This window comes from Halorubrum xinjiangense (assembly GCF_900102375.1).
GTDB lineage: Archaea > Halobacteriota > Halobacteria > Halobacteriales > Haloferacaceae > Halorubrum > Halorubrum xinjiangense.
Window position 1 is genome coordinate 46,244 of sequence record NZ_FNBO01000015.1, and the last position, 19,493, is coordinate 65,736.

The following is a 19,493-nucleotide window of genomic DNA, read 5'->3' on the forward strand; positions in this document are numbered from 1 at the left end:
TTCGAGGCGAGATGGCAACCGAAACGGCGACCACGACGGAAGGAGTATCAACGGAGACCGGCGACTGGCGGGCGGGCGTGGCCGGCGGACTGGTCGGGGGAGTCGCGTTCGGCGCGATGATGTCGGCGATGACCCCTGGCGTGTTGCAGATGGCGATTCCGGCGATGTACGGCATCGAAGGCCCCGCCGGCGCCGTCGGCTGGGCGATTCACATGTCCCACGGCGCGGTCATCGGGCTCGGGTTCGCGGCGCTCGCGGGCCTGAAGCCCGATATCGGCGGCTCGACCGGGACGGGTCTCGGCGTCGGCGCCGGCTACGGCCTCATCGTGTGGGTCGCGCTCGCCGCGATCGCGATGCCGATCTGGCTGGGCGCCGTCGGCTTCCCGGGCGCGCCGCCGTTGCCGAACGTCGGCGTCGAGAGCCTCGTCGGCCACGTCGTCTACGGGGCGGTTCTCGGCGGCGTCTACTCGGCGACGGCGGACTGACCGCCGCGACAGTACCTCGTTTTTTACCCTCAGGGCGTCGACCCGTAGCAACGAATGTTCGACGAGATCCTCGAGAAGTTCGAGGGGTCACCCAGCCAGCAGGCCGTCATCCGACTGTTCTTGGAGCGCGGCTTCTCCGTCAACGAGGAGGGGCGGGTCGTCTCCGGCGGGATCGAGATTCCGTACACCGGCATCGCGCGCGAGCTCGACGTCGACCGCCGCGTGGTGGACTCGACGACGGACGCCATCTTGGCCGACCCCGAACTGAAGCGCATCTTCACCAACATCTCGTCGATCCCGAGCCTGATGGATCTCGCCCCGGTCTTAGACCTCACGGTGCTCACCATCGAGGTCGCGGCCGCCGACGAGGCCGGGATCGTCGCCGAGGTGACCGAGATACTGGCCGACCGCGGCGTCTCGATCCGACAGGTGTTGAGCGAGGACCCCGAGTTCACCGACGACCCGAAGCTGTACGTGATCACCGATGCCGACCTGTCGGGCGACCTGCTCGTGGAGATCCGCGACCTCGAGTACGTCCGCCGCGTCGGCTTCTGAGCCCCCGACGACCGGCCCGCGTCCTCGTCGCGGCGGCGGCCCGCAGATTAGTTTCACCGCGCGGTCTGTCCGGCCGTTCCGGCGAGCCCTTCGGAGCGATAGCGGACCGCGACCGAGCTGCGGGGCGGCTCGTGTTTCACTTTCACTAGGGTGTAAACCAGTCTTTATACCGGATGGCGAACAAGCCACGTGTACATGCCTGAAGACGAACTCGAGGACCTCCCCGGCGTCGGCCCGGCGACCGCGGACAAGCTCGTGGAGAACGGATTCGAGAGCTACCAGTCGATCGCGGTCGCGAGCCCCGGCGAGATGTCGAACACCGCCGACATCGGCGAGTCGTCCGCCAGCGACATTATCAACGCCGCCCGCGAGGCCGCCGACGTCGGCGGCTTCGAGACCGGCGCGACCGTCCTCGAACGCCGCCAGGAGATCGGCAAGCTCTCCTGGCAGATCGACGAGGTGGACGACCTGCTCGGCGGCGGCATCGAGACCCAGTCGATCACGGAGGTGTACGGCGAGTTCGGCTCCGGGAAGTCGCAGGTCACCCACCAGATGGCGGTCAACGTCCAGCTGGAGCCAGAGAACGGCGGACTCGACGGCGGCTGTATCTTCGTCGACTCCGAGGACACGTTCCGCCCGGAGCGGATCGACGACATGGTCCGGGGGCTCGACGACGAGATCCTCGCCGACGAGATGGAGCGCCGCGAGATCGAGGGCACCCCGAGCGACGAGGAGGCGCTTGAGGAGCTCGTCGAGGCGTTCTTAGACCAGATCCACGTCGCGAAAGCGTTCAACTCCAACCACCAGATCCTGCTCGCCGAGAAGGCGAAGGAGCTGGCCGGCGAACACGAGGAGACGGAGTGGCCGATCCGGATCGTCTGCGTCGACTCGCTCACCGCGCACTTCCGCGCGGAGTACGTCGGCCGAGGCGAACTCGCCGACCGCCAGCAGAAGCTGAACAAGCACCTCCACGACCTGATGCGGCTCGGCGACCTGTTCAACACCGCCATCCTCGTCACCAACCAAGTCGCGTCGAACCCCGACTCCTACTTCGGCGACCCGACGCAGGCGATCGGCGGGAACATCCTCGGGCACGCCTCCACGTTCCGGATGTACCTCCGCAAGTCGAAGGGCGACAAGCGGATCGTCCGGCTCGTCGACGCTCCGAACCTCGCCGACGGCGAGGCCGTGATGCGCGTCCAGAACGAAGGGCTGAAACCGGAATAAGCGAGGTTTCGACGGGACCGATCGCCCGTTCATCGCGTTCGATCCCGACCGATCGATCGTATTGGCCGTCGAATCGGAAATCGGGTTGACGAACGTCAGATTTTATCGAGAGGCCTCCAACCGGCCGAATTCGCGGAGGACGGCGCGTGCGACGACGAATCGCGAGACTGCGGACCGGCAAAACTCGCCAGCACCGGCCGCGCACGACCCTCGCGAGGGCGCTGACGGGGAATCGCGACAGAAAGGATAGATAGATTACACAACGACCGTCCGCTTCGAGAGCAAAAATTGCCGCGAAACCGCCGAGGAAACGCCCTTATATTCCATAGATATCTCCTTATATCTGACACCCGCCGTATTATCAAGCAGATTTTTTGTGAAACTCAACTCAAACGTTTATGTATAGCCATTCCCGGAAGTGGAAACGTGATTCAACACATGAACACGAGCGAACTGCGTTGTGAATCAAACAGTCGTTCAGTAGAGGTGGCGGAAACGTGACGGGCGTCCTCGCCTCGATCGATCCAAGCGTCCTGGCACAGGGCGTGAACCTGATGTGGGTCGCGGTGGTCTGTTTCCTGATCTTCTTCATGCACGCCGGCTTCGCGATGCTCGAAGCGGGGCAGGTGCGTGCGAAGAACGTCGCGAACCAGCTCACCAAGAACCTGCTCACCTGGGGTATCGGCATCCTCGTCTACTTCCTCGTCGGCTTCGGTATCGAGGGCGTCGCCGGCGGCGGCGGCTTCTCGCCGGCGTCCGCGCTCGCGGACGGCGACTGGGTCAACAGCTGGCTGTTCGGTGCCGTCTTCGCCATGACGGCGGCGACGATTGTCTCCGGCGCGGTCGCCGGCCGCGCGAAGCTCCGCGCGTACGTGGCGTACACGATCGCCATCTCGGCGGTCATCTACCCGGTCGTCGCGGGCATCACGTGGGGCGGCGGCTTCCTCGCGGGCGTCGGCTTCGTCGACTTCGCGGGCGGGATGATCGTCCACGGCGTGGGCGGCATCGCCGGCCTCACCGCGGCGTACATGCTCGGGCCGCGCATGGACCGCTACGCCGAGGACGGTTCGTCGAACGTCATCCCCGGACACTCGATGACGTTCGCGGTGCTCGGCACCCTCATCCTAGCGTTCGGTTGGTACGGATTCAACGTCGGCACGACCGCGACCGTGTTCACGGTCACCGAGTCCGGCGAGCTCGCGCTCGGCGGCTACGCCGTGGTCGGCCGCGTCGCGCTGACGACGACGCTCGGCATGGGCGCGGGGGCTGTCGGCGCCGCGCTCGGGTCGATGTACCTCACCAAGAAGGTCGACACCCTGTACGTCGCGAACGGCGTGCTCGCCGGGCTCGTCGCGGTCACCGGGATCGCCGACCTGGCCACCTGGTGGGGCGCCATTCTGGTCGCGCTCGTCTGCGGCCTCCAGCTCCCGCTGGTGTTCGAGTTCGTCTCGGACACGATGAAGATCGACGACGTGTGCGCGGTCTTCCCCGTCCACGGCTCCGCGGGCGTCATCGGCGTCCTCGCGCTGCCGTTCGTCAGCGTCAACGGGTTCTCCGTCGACCTGCTCGTCTCGCAGGTCATCGGCGTCGTGGTCATCACCGCGTGGACGATCGTCGCGACCGGCGTCGTCTTCGGCGCGTTCAAGGCCGCCGGGCAGGCCCGCGTCACCCCCGACCACGAGCGCGACGGGCTCGACGTCAGCGAGCACGGCGTCGAGACGTACCCCGAGTTCGGCCGCGCGAACGTCGCCACGGACGGCGGCTCCGCCGTTGTCGACACCACGGATGGCTCCCCCCGCGCCGACGGCGGCGCGGAGGCGGGCTCGGAGATCAAGATGGTCACCGCGGTCGTTCGCCCCGACAAGCTCGGGGCCATCAAGCAGGCGCTCGCGGAGATCAACGCCCCTTCGCTCACCGTGACGAACGTCTCCGGCCGCGGCAGCCAGCCCGCCAAGAAGGGCCAGTGGCGCGGCGAGGAGTTCACCGTCGACCTCCACCAGAAGGTGAAAGTCGAGGTCGTCGTCGCCGACATCCCGGCGGACGAGGTGGCGGAGGCGATCGCCAACGCCGCCGAGACCGGCGAGCCCGGCGACGGCAAGGTGTTCATCCTGCCCGTCGAGGACGCGCTTCAGGTCCGCACGGGCACGACCGGCCCGGAGGCGGTGTAAGCGGCGCGCGAAGATCGGCTTCGTAGCGGCACCGCACGTCCGAGGAACCCTTTTGCTTTCGGCGGCGCGAGGAGACGCATGCTCTCCGAGACCCGGCTGTACGGCGCGGCGATCGCGTTCGCCTCCGGCGGCTACTCCCTCGCGAGCGCCGCGGGCGCGACGCAGATGACGGCGGGCGCGTGGCTCATGCTCGGCCTCGGCGTCGTCGTCGTCGCGCACGGCGGCGCGCTGCTCGCGTCGGTCGACTCCCTCTCCGAGCGGGCGAGCGGGGGGCTGATGATCGCGTACGCCCTCGTCATGCTTGCCAACCAAGTCGCCCTGCTGACGGGTATGACGGGCGGCGGCACGATGGGCGGCGGAATGGCAGGAACGGACGGCACGGGGATGGGGGGCGGTGACGCAGCGATGACCGCGGGGATGTCGTGGGACCTCGGGATGGTGACGCTCGCGCTCCTCATGTTCGTCAGCGGCGCGATCATGCTGCGAGACGACGGGATGTAGGCCGCGACGGCCGACTCAACAAGGTCTTTCCACGGGGCGTTCGAAGCGTTACGTATGAACCACGAGCGCTCGCGCGGGCTGTACGACCGCGCGCTGTCGGTGATACCGGGCGGGGTCAACTCCTCGGTCCGAGCGACGATGCCGCACCCGTTCTTCGTCGAGCGCGGCGACGGCGGCCACGTGATCGACGCCGACGGGAACCGCTACGTCGACTGGGTGATGGGCTACGGGCCGCTGCTGTACGGCCACGACCTCCCGGACCCGGTCGAGGCGGCGGTCCAGTCGCACGTCGCGGAGGGGCCGATGTACGGCGCGCCGACGGAGATTGAGGTCGAACACGCCGAGTTCGTGGCGCGGCACGTCCCGAGCGTGGAGTCGATCCGCTTCGTCAACTCCGGGACGGAGGCGACCGTCTCGGCGGTCCGGCTGGCGCGCGGGCACACCGGCCGCGACAAGATCGTCGTGATGCAGGGCGGCTACCACGGCGCCCAGGAGTCGACGCTCGTCGAGGGGTCGCCCGGGGACGCGCACCCGTCGACGGCGGGAATCCCGGAGGAGTTCGCCCAGCACACCCTCCCGATCCCGTTTAACGACCCGCAGGCGGCCAAGGAGGTGTTCGTGGAGCACGGCGACGAGATCGCGGCCGTCCTCGCCGAGCCGATCCTCGCCAACAAGGGGATCGTCACCCCCATCGACGGCTACCACGAGACCCTGCGAGACCTCTGTGACGACTACGGCTCGCTCCTCGTCTTCGACGAGGTGATCACCGGGTTCCGCGTGGGCGGCCTCGGGTGCGCGCAGTCGAAGTTCGGCGTCACCCCCGACGTCACGACGTTCGGCAAGATCATCGGCGGCGGCTTCCCGGTCGGCGCGATCGGCGGGAAAGCGGATATCATCGAGGGGTTCACGCCCGCGGGCGACGTGTTCCAGTCCGGCACCTTCTCCGGGCACCCGGTGACGATGGCGGCCGGGAAGGCCGGGTTAGAGTACGCCGGCGAGAACGACGTGTACGAGCACGTCAACCGGCTCGGTCGGCAGCTCCGGGAGGGGATCGCCGAGATCTGCGCCGAGCGCGCGCCGGAGTACACCGTCGTCGGCACCGACTCGATGTTCAAGACGATATTCACCCGCGAGGCGCCCGACGACGTCGACGCCTGCTGTGCGGGCGGCTGCCGGCAGGACCCCGACTGTGCCCGCTACGATCACTGCCCGAAGACGGGCGCCGACGTCGCCGACGCCGCCACCGACCGCTGGGAGCGCGTGTTCTGGCAGGAGATGAAAGACCGCGGCGTGTTCCTCACCGCGAACCAGTTCGAGTGCCAGTTCACCTCCTACGCGCACACCGAGGCGGACGTCGAGAAGACGCTGGAGGCGTACCGGGAAGCGCTCTGACCGACGGCGGGAGCCGGTGTTCGAGACCGCTGTCGTCGTGACGGTTTTTAAATACGAACGTCGTAGCGACGATTTCTTATAAAAACCGGCGCGGTGGCGCGTGCCTGCGAGCGGCCGCCCTCGGCGGCCGCGAGGAGCACGCGCGAGGGACGCCGCGAGCGACCGAAGGGAGCGAGCGGCGAGGCTGGGGAGGCGTGAGGTGCGGTTGCTGTGCGGGCGGGACTCAAAGGGGCAGCCGCGAGGCCGCCGCAGGCGACGTAAGCACCGCAGCGAGCGGAGCGAGCGAGGAGCGCAGCGAGCGTACGGCGGCCTCGCGGCTGGGGCTTTGGAGGTGTTCGCCGTCGATCCACAGTCAGCCATTTATAAGTGAGCGGCTGGGGCTTTGGAGGTGTTCGCCGTCGATCCACAGTCAGCCATTTATAAGCGAGCGGCTGGGTATTCGGAGGATTCCGCCGTCGATCCGCTATCGGTCGCGTATTGCGGAACGCTTTTATAGCGGAGATCGGGTACGTACAGGTGATGACCGCAGCGGCTCGTTCCGGCGCCACCCTCTTCCGAGGCCGACGAGCCCTGCGACCGCGACGAGACGTCCGACCGCCGCGACCGGCTTCCGGCGCGGCGCGACGACGAGGCCCCTCGGGCCAATAATCTTCACCTCTCGTCGCGTTCGCGCCGTTTCGTTCCGGAGAGTCTCGACTCTCGTCGCCGCGAGCGGCCGCGCTGTCTTTTGCTTCCAACATTTAAATCGCTGAATTTAAGGGTGTAGGCCGGGTGTACACTGGTAATGACGAGCGTTGCACTCGCGTTCAGCGGGGGACTCGACACCACGGTCTGCGTACCGCTACTGAAAGAGGAGTACGGCTACGACGAGGTCATCGGCGTCAACGTCGACGTCGGGCAGCCGACCGAGGAGTTCGACGAGGCGGAGGAGACCGCCGAGGCGCTGGGGCTCGACCTCCACGTCGTCGACGCGAAAGCAGAGTTCGCGGACCTCTGTTTCGACGCGGTGAAGTCCAACGCCAGCTATCAGGGCTACCCGCTCGGCACCGCGCTCGCGCGCCCGGTCATCGCCGAGGCGATCCTCGGCGTCGCCGAGGAGCAGGGCTGTGACGCCATCGCCCACGGCTGTACGGGCAAGGGGAACGACCAGCTCCGGTTCGAGGCCGTCTGGCGCGGCTCCGACCTCGAGGTGATCGCTCCCGTGCGCGAGCTCGGCCTCACCCGCGAGTGGGAGATCGACTACGCCGCCGAGAAGGACCTGCCCGTCGAGGCCGGCGACGGCGGCGTCTGGTCCATCGACGAGAACATCTGGTCGCGCGCGGTCGAGGGCGGCAAGCTGGAGAACCCCGACTACGAGCCGCCGGCGGACATCTACGAGTGGACCGCCGAGCCCGAGGGTGAGACCACCATCGAAGTCGCGTTCGAGGCGGGCGTCCCGGTCGCGGTCGACGGCGAGGCGATGGACCCCGTCCCGCTCATCCAGCACCTCAACGAGTACGCCGGCGGCTACGGCGTCGGCCGCACCGACGTGATGGAGGACCGCATGCTCGGCCTGAAGGTGCGCGAGAACTACGAGCACCCGGCCGCGACCGTCCTGCTCACGGCCCACCAGGCGCTCGAGGACCTCGTGCTCACGAAAAACGAGCGCTCGTTCAAGAAGGGGATCGAGCAGGAGTGGTCCGAGAAGGCCTACGAGGGGCTCGTCTTCGCGCCCGTCGTCGACGCGCTGAACGCCTTCGTCGACGAGACGCAGGACGTGGTGACCGGCACGGCGACGGTGAAGGTGTCCGGCGGCGACTGCCGCGTGGTCGCACGCGACTCCGAGTACGCCGTCTACTCCGAGGAGATGGCCTCGTTCAACACCGAGGACGTCGCCGGCATCGCCCAGTCGGACGCCACGGGCGTCGCGAAGTACCACGGGCTCCAGGAGCGCCTCGCCAACGACGTGAAGAAGGCGGTCTCGAAGCCCGAACTCGCGACGGACGGCTCCGGCGAGGCGGACGATTCCGAATAGATGACAGACGACGATCCCGACGCCGCGACGGACGCCGACGCGGACGCTCCCGACGCGGCCGGCGAGGGCGACACCGCCGTCCGCCGCGACCGCTTCAGCGGCGGCCCCGCCCGCGAGTTCTTATCGAGCCTCGCGGCCGACGCGGCCATCTTCGAGGCGGACCTCGCGGTCGACCGCGCGCACGCCGTCATGCTCGCGGAGCAGGGGATCGTCGACGACGCGGTCGCGGGCGAGATCCTCGCCGCGCTCGACGGCATCGAGACCGCCGGCCACGGTGACCTCTCCGACGGCGAGGACGTCCACGAGGCGATCGAGACGGCCGTCATCGACCGGATCGGGCCTGACGGCGGCCGGATGCACACCGCCCGCTCGCGCAACGACGAGGTGGCGACCTGCATCCGGTACCGGCTGCGCGGGGACCTGCTGGCGGCGGTCGAGGCGACCCTCACCGCCCGCGAGGCGCTCGTCGAGGTCGCGAACGAGCACGGGGAGACGGTGATGCCGGGGTACACCCACCTCCAGCCGGCCCAGCCGACCACCGTCGCGCACTACCTGCTGTCGTACGAGGGCGGGCTCGCCCGCGACACGGAGCGCCTGCTCGACGCCTACGGCCGGGTCAACCGGTCGCCGCTCGGCGCGGCCGCGTTCGCGGGGACGCCCTTCGACGTCGACCGCGGCCGGACCGCCGAGCTGCTCGGGTTCGACGGGACGGTCCGCAACTCGATGGACGCGGCCTCGACGCGCGACTTCCTCGCGGAGTCGGCGAGCGCGCTCGCGACGCTCGCGACGACGCTGTCGGGGCTCGCGGAGGACCTGATCGTCTTCTCGAACAAGGGGATCGTCGAGCTGGCGGACGCGTATTCCTCCACCTCCTCTATCATGCCCCAGAAGAAGAACCCCGACACGCTGGAGCTGACCCGCGGCGTCGCGGGCGACGCGATCGGTGAGGCGACGGGCACGCTGAGCCTGCTGAAGGGGCTCCCGCGCGCCTACAACCGCGATCTCCAGCGCGCCCACGCGAGCGTCTTCGAGATCGCGGGCGACGTGCGGGAGGCGACCGAGGTCGCCGCCGGCGCGGTCGCGACCGCCGACTGGGACGAAGGCGCGCTCGCGGCCGCCGCGGGCGAGGGCTTCTCGACGGCGACGGGCGTCGCCGACCTGCTCGCGGCCGGCGGAATGCCCTTCCGCACGGCCCACGAGATCGTCGCGACCGCCGCCGAGACCGTCTCCGACGGCGATTCGCCGGACGCGGCGGCCGCAAAAGTTGACGAGGCCGCGCGAAAGGTGACAGGCGAGCCCCTCTCCGCGTACGTGAGCCGCGAGGACGTTGCGTCTGCGCTCGACCCGGCCGAAAGCGTCGCGAGCCGCGACTCCGCCGGGGGGCCGGCCCCCGAGGCGGTCGCCGACGAGCTCGCCGCGGCCGAGGCCGGGATCGAATCGGACGAGGCCGCGCTGGCCGCCGAGCGCGACGCGCTCGCCGACGCGAGCGATACGCTGGACGCGGAGGTCGATCGCTATGTCTGAGCCGGGACACCGGCGGGGCCGCCGTCGGCTCGACCAGCGCTGGCCCGATCGATTCCGGCCGGGTCGAGGCCGACCCGGCCGACGCCGACGACCGTCCCCGTAGGGGGACGCATTTACTACCGAGATCTGACATCCGATCTCGACACGACTCGATTTCGTCGAATTGTTCCCGTTAGCGGCCGATCCGTATTATGTAAACTACCCAATAAGTTCGAAGCCTTTATGCCTATTCGAGGACGAGTGACTGGCACGATGACGAGCGACACCGACACGCTGACAGCGGAGGACCCGATCACGGGCGAGGAAATCGAGATCCCGGCCGACGTCGAGGTCGGCGAGATCATCGACAGTCCGGTCACCGGGACCGAGCTGGAGGTCATCTCGCTCGATCCGGTCGTCTTAGAGGAGGCGCCCGAGCTCGAGGAGGACTGGGGCGAGTAGATGGCGCCGACCGCCGCGACCGCGACTCCCGAGTGGTCGACATGCGCGTGAGCGCCGACGCGAACGGAGGGGGATCAACGTGCGCGTAGGAGTCCTCTACTCCCGGATCCGGAAAGACGAGAAGCTCCTGCTCAACGAGCTCCGCGAGCGGGACCACGAGGTCGAGAAGATTGACGTTCGCAAGGAGCGGTTCGGCCTCGAATCGACGACGGCGGCCGTCGACGACCTCGACATCGTCGTCGACCGCTGCCTGTCGACGAGCCGGTCGCTGTACGCGACGCGCTTTATCGACAGCTACGGCGTCCCCGTGGTGAACTCGCCCGAGACGGGCGACGTCTGCGCCGACAAGGCGAAGAACTCGCTCGCGCTCGCCGAGGCGGACGTGCCGACCCCGGCGACCGAAGTCGCGTTCACGACGGAGGCCGCCTTAGAGGCGATCGAGGAGTTCGGCTACCCCTGCGTCCTCAAGCCGGTCACCGGCTCGTGGGGGCGGCTGATGGCGAAGATCGACTCGCGCAACGCTGCCGAGGCGATCTTAGAGCACAAGGAGACGCTCGGCCACTACGAGCACAAGGTGTTCTACGTCCAGGAGTTCGTCGACAAGCCCGGCCGCGATATCCGCGTGCTGGCGGTCGACGGCGAGCCGATCGCGGCGATGACGCGCTCGTCGGACCACTGGCTCACGAACGCCGCCAAGGGCGGCGAGACGGCGTCGTTCGACCTCGACGAGCGCGCGATCGAACTGGTCGAGAAGGCCTCCGACGCGGTCGGCGGCGGGATGCTCGGCGTCGACCTGATGGAGGTCGGCGGTGAGGACTCCGGCGAGTACACCGTCCACGAGGTGAACCATACCGTCGAGTTCAAGGCGCTCGATTCGGCCACCGAGGTCGACGTCCCGGCGAAGGTCGTCGACTGGCTGGAGGCGAAGGCCGCGGCGCTGGCCGACGGAGCGGTTTCGGAGGTGGACGCGTGACCGCCGACACCTACACCGCGAGCGTCGTCGGCGGCACCGGCTTCACCGGCGGCGAGCTGCTGCGGATCCTCGCCGGCCACCCGGGCTTCGAGGTCGTCCAGGCCACCTCGCGGTCGGCCGACAACATGACCGTCGGGCGCTCACACCCGAACCTGCGCGGGCTCGACCTGCGCTTTTCGGACCCGAACGACCTCGAATCGGTCGACGTCCTCTTCGCGGCGACCCCGCACGGCGTCTCGATGGGGCGGATCGACGAGTTCTTCGACGCTGCTGATACGGTCGTCGACCTCTCGGCCGACTTCCGGCTCCCCGAGGCCGACGCCTACGACGAGTGGTACGACGGCCACGAGTCGCCGGAGTACCTCGAACGCGCGGAGTACGCGCTCCCGGAGCTGAACCGCGAGAACCTCCCCGGCGCCGACCTGATCGCCGGCGGCGGCTGTAACGCGACCGCGACGATCCTCGGCCTCAAGCCGCTCGTCGACGCGGGCGCGCTCGGCCCCGACGCGGGCGAGGTCGTCGTCGACGTGAAGGTGGGCTCCTCGGAGGGCGGCGCCGGCGGCGGCGCGGCCTCCTCGCACCCGGAGCGCTCGGGCGTCGTGCGCCCGTACGCGCCCACCGGCCACCGCCACGAGGCGGAGATCGAGGCGTACCTCGGGCTCTCCGTCTCCTTCACGGTCCACGCGGTCGACATGGTCCGCGGCGCGAGCGCGACCTGCCACGTCTTCCCCGACGGGCCGGTCTCGAAGGGAGACCTGTGGGGCGCGTACCGCGACGCCTACGCCGACGAGCCGTTCATGCGGATCGTCTCCGGCGGGGGCGGCGTCTACCGCTACCCCGAGCCGAAGTCGGTCGCCGGCACCAACCACGGCGAGGTCGGCTTCGAGCTCGATCCCGGGAACCGGCGCGTCGTCGTCTTCTCGGCGATCGACAACATGACAAAGGGCTCGGCGGGACAGGCGGTCCACGCGACGAACGTCGCGCTCGGGCTGCCCGAGACCGCCGGCCTCGAGTTCGACGGGCTCCACCCGGTGGGTGCGCCATGAGCGGGGAACGGACCGACGGCGGAGCCGCCGCCGACGAACCCCCCGTCGTCGTCAAGATCGGCGGCGCGAAGGCGGTCGACCCGGCCGGCGCGGTCGGGGACGTCGCGCACCTCGCAGCCAACGGGCGCCCGGTCGTCGTCGTCCACGGCGGCTCGACGGTCGTCGACGAGACGCTCGAACGGCTCGGCATCGAGCCCGAGTACGTCGAATCGGCCTCCGGCGTCACCGGGCGGTTCACCGACGCGGAGACGATGGAGGCGTTCGCGATGGCGATGGCGGGGAAACTCAACACGGAGCTGACGGCGCAGTTCCGCTCGGCCGGAGTCGACGCGGTCGGCCTCTCGGGCGTCGACGGCGGGCTCCTTTCGGGCCCGCGCAAGTCGGCGGTCCGCGTGATCGAGGACGGGAAACGGAAGATCCGGCGCGGGGACCACTCGGGGAAGATCGAGTCGGTGAACGCCGACCTCCTCTCCGGGCTCCTCGCCGACGGCTACACCCCGGTCGTCTCGCCGCCGATGGCGGGCGACGAGGGCGACGGCGAGGTCACTCCCGTCAACGCGGACGCCGACCGCGCGGCCGCGGCGGTCGCGGGCGCGCTCGGCGCCGACCTCGTCCTCCTGACGGACGTTTCGGGCGTGTACGCCGACCCGGACGACCCCGGGACGCGCATCGACGCGGCCGCGACGCCCGACGAGCTGGCGGCCGTCGAGGCCGCCGCGGAGGGGTTCATGGGAAAGAAGGTGATGGCCGCGACGGAGGCGCTCGACGGCGGCGCCGGCCGCGTCGTGATCGCGGACGCCAACGTCCGCGACCCGGTCGTCGCCGCGCTCGACGGCGAGGGGACGACAATAAAGCGGTCGGCACTCGGCGCCGACGCGGACGAAGGCGGCGCCGACGGCGACGAGAACGCCGAGGTTGAGGGAGGTGAGACCGCGTGAGCGGCTTCGTCTTCTCCGAGAAGCCGATCGAGATCGCCTCGGGCGACGGCGTCCACCTCACCGACGCGAACGGCACGAAGTACCTCGATTTCGGCGCCAGCTACGCCTGTACGCCGGTCGGCCACTGCCACCCGGAGGTCGTCGACGCCGCGACGAGCCAGCTGGAGGAGCTGATGTACGTCCAGGCGTCGTACCCGCACGCGGCGCGGACGGCGCTGTACGAGCAGTTGGCCGAGGTCGCGCCCGTCGACGTCGACAACGTCTGGCTCTGTAACTCCGGGACGGAGGCGAACGAGGCCGCGCTGAAGTTCGCCCGGCACGCGACGGGCCGCGAGAAGATAATCGCGACCACGCAGGGGTTCCACGGCCGGACGATGGGGACCCTCGCGACGACGTGGAAGGACAAGTACAAGAAAGGGTTCGGCCCGCTCGCGGGCGGCGTGGAGTTCGTCGAGTACGGCGACGCCGCCGCGATGCGCGAGGCCGTCGACGAGGACACCGCCGCGGTCATCTTAGAGCCGCTCCAAGGCGAGGGCGGGATCAACCCCGTCTCGACCGAGTACCTCCAGACCGTCCGCGTCGCGACCGCGACGTCGGGCGCGGCGATGATCCTCGACGAGATCCAGACCGGACTGGGCCGCACCGGGTCGATGTGGGCCGCCGACCGCCACCACGTGGTCCCGGACATCCTCACGACCGCGAAGGGGCTCGGCAGCGGGCTCCCGATCGGCGCGACGCTGTGTCGCGACTGGATCGCCGAGGACGGCGGCGACCACGGCTCGACGTTCTCCGGTGGCCCCGTCGTCTCCGCGGCCGCGGGCGCCACCCTCGACGTGATCGAACGCGAGGAGCTGGCGGCGCACGCCGAGGAGGTCGGGAGCTACCTCCGCGGCGAGCTCCGCGACCGCCTCGGCGACGGCGTCCGCGACGTGCGCGGCGACGGCCTGATGATCGGCGTCGAGGTGCGCCGCGGCTCGAACCGCCTGCTGCGCGACCTCGCCATCGATCACCAGATCCTCGCGCTGCCGGCGGGACGGACCGTGTTGCGGCTGCTCCCGCCGCTGACGATCGAGCGCGAGCACGCCGACGCGGTCGTCGACGCGATAGCCGAGGTGATCGGCTGATGGCGGCCGGGAAGGGGCGGGAGCACGCGGCGGACGACGACTCGTCGTCCGGCGGCACCGACGTCGTCGCGGGCGGCGGCTACCCGGCGGCCTGCGACACGGCGGCCCGGAAGCTGCTGTACGACATGGTCTCGATCCCCTCGCCGTCGCGCGAGGAGGAGCGGGCCGCCGAGCGCCTCGTCGACTTCTTCGAGGCGAACGGCCGGGAGGCGTGGATCGACGAGGTCGGGAACGTCCGCGCGCCGGCGAACGACGCCGTGCTGCTCACCTCCCACGTCGACACCGTCCCGGGAGACATCCCGGTCGAGGTGCGGCCGGCGCCGCCCGAGGGTGAACTCCCTGAACCTTCCGACGTCCGCGTCGGCGAGCCCGGCGACCCCGTGCTGTGGGGTCGCGGCGCGGTCGACGCGACGGGCCCGCTCGTCGCGATGGCGGTCGCGGCGGTGAAGACCGGCGTCTCCTTCGCCGGCGTCGTCCGCGAGGAGGTCGACTCCGGCGGCGCGCGCGCCCTCATCGACGACCGCGACGCGCCCGAGGCGGTGGTCAACGGCGAGCCGTCGGGCTGGCAGGGGATCACCCTCGGCTACCGCGGCCTGCTGGAGGGGACGTACGTGAACACGAGCGAGTCGGGCCACTCCTCGCGGCCGGAGCCGAACGCGATCCAGCACGCGATCGACTGGTGGCACGGCGTCGAGGAGGCGTTCACCCCGGACGACGCCGAGACCGCCGTGTTCGACCAGGTGACGACCAAGCCCATCTCGATCGACGGCGGCCTGAGCGACGACGGCCTCGCCGTGGAGACGACGATGGACGTCCAGCTCCGGATCCCGCCCTCGCGGCCGGTCGACGAGATCCACGAGCTGGCGGAGGCGGAGCTGTCCACCGGCTCGGTCCACTGGGGCGACCCGATGCCCCCCGTGATGGAGAGCCCTCGCACCGGTCTCGCGCGGGCGTTCCGCGTCGCGATCCGGGGCGCCGGCGGCGACGTGCGCCTGCTCCGGAAGACCGGCACAAGCGACATGAACCTCTTCGCAGCCGCGTGGGACTGCCCGATGGTCACCTACGGCCCCGGAAACTCCGACCTGGACCACGCGCCCGACGAGCGGCTCCCGCTGCCGGACCTCGACCGCGCCGTGAACGTGCTGACCGAGGTCTGCCGCGAGCGACTCTGACTCGGCGCGACCCGCGCTCACCGTTTTCGAACGACACGACACCACTCCCAACCCAACGATGCCACTCGCCACCGACGACTTCCTCGATATCGACGACGTGACGCCAGCCGAACTGGACGCCCTGCTCGACCGCGCCGCCGCGATGAAGGCGGGCGAGACGGACCCTCGACTGGCGGACGCGACCCTCGGGATGATATTCGAGAAGCCCTCAACGCGCACCCGCGTCTCCTTTGAGACGGGGATGACCCGACTCGGCGGCCACGCGATGTTCCTCGGTCCCGACGACATCCAGCTGGGTCACGGCGAGCCCCTGAAGGACACCGCGCGCGTGCTCGGCCGGTACGTCGACGGGGTGATGGCGCGCCTCTTCGACCACGCGGACGTCGAGATCCTCGCCGAGTACGCCGACTGCCCGGTGATCAACGGCCTCACCGACGAGGCGCACCCCTGTCAGACGCTCGCCGACCTCCTCACGATCCGGGAGACGGTCGGCGAGGAGGCCACCGTCGCGTGGGTGGGCGACGGCAACAACGTCGGGCAGTCATTCGTCGTCGGCGCGGCGATGGCGGGAATCGACGTGGCGGTCGCCACGCCCGCCGACTACGGGATGGACCCCGACGTGTTCGACCGCGCCGCCGAGTTCGGGCTGGACGTGGAGCCGACGACCGACCCCGAAGCCGCGATCGACGGCGCCGACGTCGTCTACACCGACGTGTGGATCTCGATGGGCCAAGAGGACGAACGCGACGAGAAGCTCGCCGCCTTCGACGGGTTCCAGGTGAACACAGACCTGCTCGCCGGCACCGACGCGAAGGTGATGCACTGCCTGCCCGCGCACCGCGGCGAGGAGATCACGGACGACGTGCTCGAATCCGACCGGGCCTTGGTTTGGGACCAGGCGGAAAACCGGATGCACGCCCAGAACGCGCTGCTCGTCGAACTGCTCGGCGGGGAGTGACGACGGATCGGGTCCGATCGGACGGCGAGGCTACTTATAAACGACTGTGCGGTGGCGTCGACGGCGGCTCTGTCGCCGGCTGTGAGAGGGACCGAAGGTCCCTCGCTGGAGTCGGTGGTCCGGAGCGAGGCGGCGGACCATCGACGGGGCGAGAGCTTCGCTCTCGCTTGAAACCGGACGTATTCCGATGATGAGGCTGGGGAGGTGTGAGGCTGCGGTCCCGCAGAGACGGGAGTCAGCACGCGTCCACGAGGCGTCAGGCGTTTGTCTAGCAGTCAGAAGCGCTTTCTCAGCTCACCGCGTCTGAGGCCGCATGCGCAACGAGAAGGAGGTCGCAGTAGAGCGTCAATCACCCGAGAAGGCGTTCGGGTTGCTGTCGAACGGTCTCCGCGTGAGTATCGTCCGGGCACTCGGGGAGGCGAACGAACCGTTGTCGTTCTCGGCCCTCCGCGAACGGGTGGGTGAACGCGACTCGGGGAAGTTCAACTACCACCTCGGGAAACTGACCGGACATTTCGTGACGAAGGACGGGGACGGATACAGCCTCTCGCTCGCGGGGGCCCAGATGTACGGCGCGATCCAGTCGGGCGCGTACACGACGGACGCGTCGCTTCCCCCATTCGAGTTCGAGGGACCTTGCCCCATGTGTGGAAGCGACGTCCTTGTCACGGAGTACGCGGACGAAAAGGCGAAACTCTACTGCCCGGTATGTGAGGAGTGGCGCAACGAGTTCTCGTTTCCACCCGCAACCCTCGACCAGTACACTCGTGACGAACTCCCGTACGCTTTCGACCGGTGGATGCACGCGACAGTGCTGAAAGTCCTCCAAGGGTTCTGCTCGAACTGTGGCGGCCGCGTCGACGGTCGGCTCGAACCAGTCCACGCGGATAGCCAGAGACGGGTCCGAGCGGTGTTCGAGTGCGGTCGATGTGGGGACAAACTGACGGCGTCCGCCATGCTCCCGGCGCTGTTCCACCCCGTCGCCGTCTCGTTCTTCGAAGACCACGGGATCGACGTTCTCAACGACCCGTCGTGGCGATACCTCGACGGGAAAACGGATTTCACCGTCGACATAGCGAGCGACGACCCACTAACGGCCCGGGTGTCTATCGAGTTTACCGATGGAGAACTCGTCGCCGCAATCGGTCCGGCGGGCACCACCGAGAGCGTGACGATCACGTAGGGAGAGCAAACGGCTCTCCGGACTGTCGCCGCTACCGGGTGGGGATTGTACGCATACCGTGAAGGAGCCTTTCCTGACCCGGCAGCCGACGGAGGAAGAGAAGAATTCTTCGGTTGGATTTCCAAGCGAAGTATCATTCTGAGATTATTTATCTCCTCACAGGGCCTCCAGAATTGTGATGACCGACACGAACAATATTCTCGTCGCGGTGGACAGCACTGACGCGAACGGCTACGTGATGGAGCGGGCGATTGAATCGGCCCGCCTAGAGGAGTCAACTCTCGTCGTGGCCCACGTGATGTCGACGGCCCAGTTCGATGACCACCTCGGAGCGATCGGGACAATTCCCGAACTCCGGAAGGACGGGGCCACATTCACGGTCGATCAGGCGCGGGAAAGGGCCAGAGCCGTCGCTACCCGGGCCGCACGCGCGGCCGTCGGTGACCTCGATATCGCCTACGTGACAGTCGGCGCAGTCGGCCAGGTCGATGCGACCCTGCTGGAGATCGCCGACCAACACGACTGCGGGACGATCATGCTTGCCGAGCAGCGCTCGTGGTGGCGCCGCCGGTTGGGATGGGGTGACAAGAGGCTCGCCCGGAGTTTCGAAGGACGGGTCATTCGGGTGCCTCGACGCGAGCCCGTCACGGCCGATCCCGTCTCTACCGCTATCGATGGATGAACGCGGCCTCTGACCGTTCTCGTGGGAGGGAATGACCGACCCGTCCGTTCGCGAGTAGATCGAATCCACTTGTGAGCCTTGCGTAGACGCAGGGAATTATGACAAAACAAACAGCAAGAGCGGCTCTAGTTCCCGGTCCAGCGCAGCACCGCGAGCGTCCCCTCGAATAAGACGATCATCGTGAGCGTCACGATGATCGGCGCCATTCCGGTCGGGTCGGGGCTGAAGAGGAAGGCGATCCCGAGGAACGACCCCCAGAAGATCAGCCGCTTCGCCTCCAGCCACTGCCGAGTGACGAGGTTCATCATGATCGCGAGCATGATGAAAAGCGGGATCTGGAAGACGATCGCCATGAACGCCAGCATGATGACGATCAGGTTGAACGTCTCCGCGAGCCCGAAGGCGATCGTCGCGGCGTCGGAGGTGTACGTGGTGAAATACGAGAAGATCGCGGGCAACACGAGGAAGTGCGCGAACGCGATCCCGACCCCGCCGAGCACGAGGCTCGTCGGCACCGCCGCGAGGTAGTAGCGCCGCTCGGTCTGGTACAGCCCCGGGCGCATGAACCGGTACGTCTCGTAGACGAACGCCGGGAGCCCGACGACGACGCCCGCGAGCCCGGCGACCTTCAGTCGGGTGAGCGGGAGTTCGAGCGGACCGTACAGTCGGGGGCGGTTCTCCATCGGCGCGGGGATGTGGTAGCTCCAGAAGTAGTTGATGAGTTCCGTCGACTCGGTGACGACGACGAGGGTGGCGAGCCCGCCGATGAGGAACACGACCGCCAGCCGGCGCATCATCTCCTCGATGTGAGCCGCGAGCGGCATCTCCTCGTCCGTCTCCGGCCCCTCGATCCCGCCGAACGGCTCGTCATCGTCGTCGACCGCCGTCGCGGCGTCGGCGGTCGCGGCGTCCGCGGTCGTCGCCGGCGTGCCGCCGTCACGGAGGCCCTCGGCGTCGGCTTCGGCGTCTTCGTCTTCGCCGTCGTCTTCGATATCCACCCGGCCGCTCTCGACGTCTATCTCCTCGTCCTCGACGCCTATCTCCTCGTCCTCGACGCCTATCTCCTCGTCCTCGACGCCTATCTCCTCGTCCTCGACGCCTATCTCCTCG

At 68.8% G+C, this 19,493-nt stretch carries 18 protein-coding genes; 17 read left to right on the plus strand and 1 reads right to left on the minus strand.

Annotated features, from left to right (window positions below; all coding sequences use genetic code 11):
• Nucleotides 1-11: 11 nt before the first annotated feature.
• From F3H13_RS14295 to F3H13_RS14375, 17 genes are all read left to right on the plus strand, one after another.
• A complete protein-coding gene (locus F3H13_RS14295; RefSeq protein ID WP_149799675.1) occupies nt 12-485 on the plus strand; it encodes a DUF6789 family protein in 474 nt (157 codons plus the stop codon).
• 54 nt (nt 486-539) lie between these two features.
• Entirely contained in the window at nt 540-1,040 is a 501-nt protein-coding gene (locus F3H13_RS14300; RefSeq protein WP_149799676.1) for an amino acid-binding protein, read from the plus strand.
• A 195-nt stretch (nt 1,041-1,235) separates the two neighbouring features.
• Nucleotides 1,236-2,267 (plus strand): DNA repair and recombination protein RadA, encoded by a 1,032-nt coding sequence (gene radA, locus F3H13_RS14305; protein ID WP_149799677.1) that lies wholly within the window; start codon nt 1,236-1,238, stop codon nt 2,265-2,267.
• Between the two features lie 554 nt (nt 2,268-2,821).
• Complete coding sequence (locus F3H13_RS14310) at nt 2,822-4,435, plus strand: ammonium transporter (protein WP_149799693.1); 1,614 nt, start codon at nt 2,822-2,824, stop codon at nt 4,433-4,435.
• Between the two features lie 78 nt (nt 4,436-4,513).
• Nucleotides 4,514-4,936: a hypothetical protein gene (locus tag F3H13_RS14315; protein WP_149799678.1), complete on the plus strand. Its 423-nt coding sequence runs from the start codon at nt 4,514-4,516 to the stop codon at nt 4,934-4,936.
• Nucleotides 4,937-4,990: 54 nt separating this feature from the next.
• Nucleotides 4,991-6,328 carry a glutamate-1-semialdehyde 2,1-aminomutase gene (gene hemL / locus F3H13_RS14320; RefSeq protein WP_149799679.1) on the plus strand — a complete coding sequence of 446 codons (1,338 nt, stop codon included), beginning with the start codon at nt 4,991-4,993 and terminating at the stop codon, nt 6,326-6,328.
• A gap of 784 nt (nt 6,329-7,112) precedes the next feature.
• Nucleotides 7,113-8,342 carry an argininosuccinate synthase gene (locus F3H13_RS14325; RefSeq protein WP_149799680.1) on the plus strand — a complete coding sequence of 410 codons (1,230 nt, stop codon included), beginning with the start codon at nt 7,113-7,115 and terminating at the stop codon, nt 8,340-8,342.
• Nucleotides 8,343-9,866 carry an argininosuccinate lyase gene (argH, locus tag F3H13_RS14330; protein WP_149799681.1) on the plus strand — a complete coding sequence of 508 codons (1,524 nt, stop codon included), beginning with the start codon at nt 8,343-8,345 and terminating at the stop codon, nt 9,864-9,866. It begins immediately after the preceding gene.
• Nucleotides 9,867-10,118: 252 nt separating this feature from the next.
• Entirely contained in the window at nt 10,119-10,307 is a 189-nt protein-coding gene (gene lysW, locus F3H13_RS14335) for a lysine biosynthesis protein LysW (RefSeq protein WP_004599337.1), read from the plus strand.
• A gap of 79 nt (nt 10,308-10,386) precedes the next feature.
• On the plus strand, nt 10,387-11,280 hold the full coding sequence (gene lysX, locus F3H13_RS14340) for a lysine biosynthesis protein LysX (protein WP_149799682.1): 894 nt from the start codon (nt 10,387-10,389) through the stop codon (nt 11,278-11,280).
• Nucleotides 11,277-12,326, plus strand: coding sequence for an N-acetyl-gamma-glutamyl-phosphate reductase (gene argC / locus F3H13_RS14345; protein WP_149799683.1), 1,050 nt, complete (start codon nt 11,277-11,279; stop codon nt 12,324-12,326). Before lysX ends, argC begins: the two co-directional genes overlap by 4 nt.
• Nucleotides 12,323-13,264 (plus strand): acetylglutamate/acetylaminoadipate kinase, encoded by a 942-nt coding sequence (locus tag F3H13_RS14350; protein ID WP_149799684.1) that lies wholly within the window; start codon nt 12,323-12,325, stop codon nt 13,262-13,264. Before argC ends, F3H13_RS14350 begins: the two co-directional genes overlap by 4 nt.
• Nucleotides 13,261-14,388, plus strand: coding sequence for an aspartate aminotransferase family protein (locus tag F3H13_RS14355; RefSeq protein WP_149799685.1), 1,128 nt, complete (start codon nt 13,261-13,263; stop codon nt 14,386-14,388). Before F3H13_RS14350 ends, F3H13_RS14355 begins: the two co-directional genes overlap by 4 nt.
• Nucleotides 14,388-15,560 carry a [LysW]-lysine hydrolase gene (locus tag F3H13_RS14360; protein ID WP_149799686.1) on the plus strand — a complete coding sequence of 391 codons (1,173 nt, stop codon included), beginning with the start codon at nt 14,388-14,390 and terminating at the stop codon, nt 15,558-15,560. The genes F3H13_RS14355 and F3H13_RS14360 overlap by 1 nt, the downstream gene beginning before the upstream one ends.
• A 58-nt stretch (nt 15,561-15,618) precedes the next feature.
• Nucleotides 15,619-16,518: an ornithine carbamoyltransferase gene (gene argF, locus F3H13_RS14365; protein ID WP_149799687.1), complete on the plus strand. Its 900-nt coding sequence runs from the start codon at nt 15,619-15,621 to the stop codon at nt 16,516-16,518.
• A 313-nt stretch (nt 16,519-16,831) separates the two neighbouring features.
• Nucleotides 16,832-17,701: a winged helix-turn-helix domain-containing protein gene (locus tag F3H13_RS14370; RefSeq protein ID WP_149799688.1), complete on the plus strand. Its 870-nt coding sequence runs from the start codon at nt 16,832-16,834 to the stop codon at nt 17,699-17,701.
• A gap of 178 nt (nt 17,702-17,879) precedes the next feature.
• On the plus strand, nt 17,880-18,383 hold the full coding sequence (locus F3H13_RS14375) for a universal stress protein (RefSeq protein ID WP_149799689.1): 504 nt from the start codon (nt 17,880-17,882) through the stop codon (nt 18,381-18,383).
• A gap of 125 nt (nt 18,384-18,508) precedes the next feature.
• On the opposite strand, the gene tatC is transcribed toward F3H13_RS14375, so the two are convergent.
• Nucleotides 18,509-19,493 (minus strand): twin-arginine translocase subunit TatC (tatC, locus tag F3H13_RS14380; protein WP_223174431.1); only part of this gene is annotated, 985 nt, incomplete at its 5' end.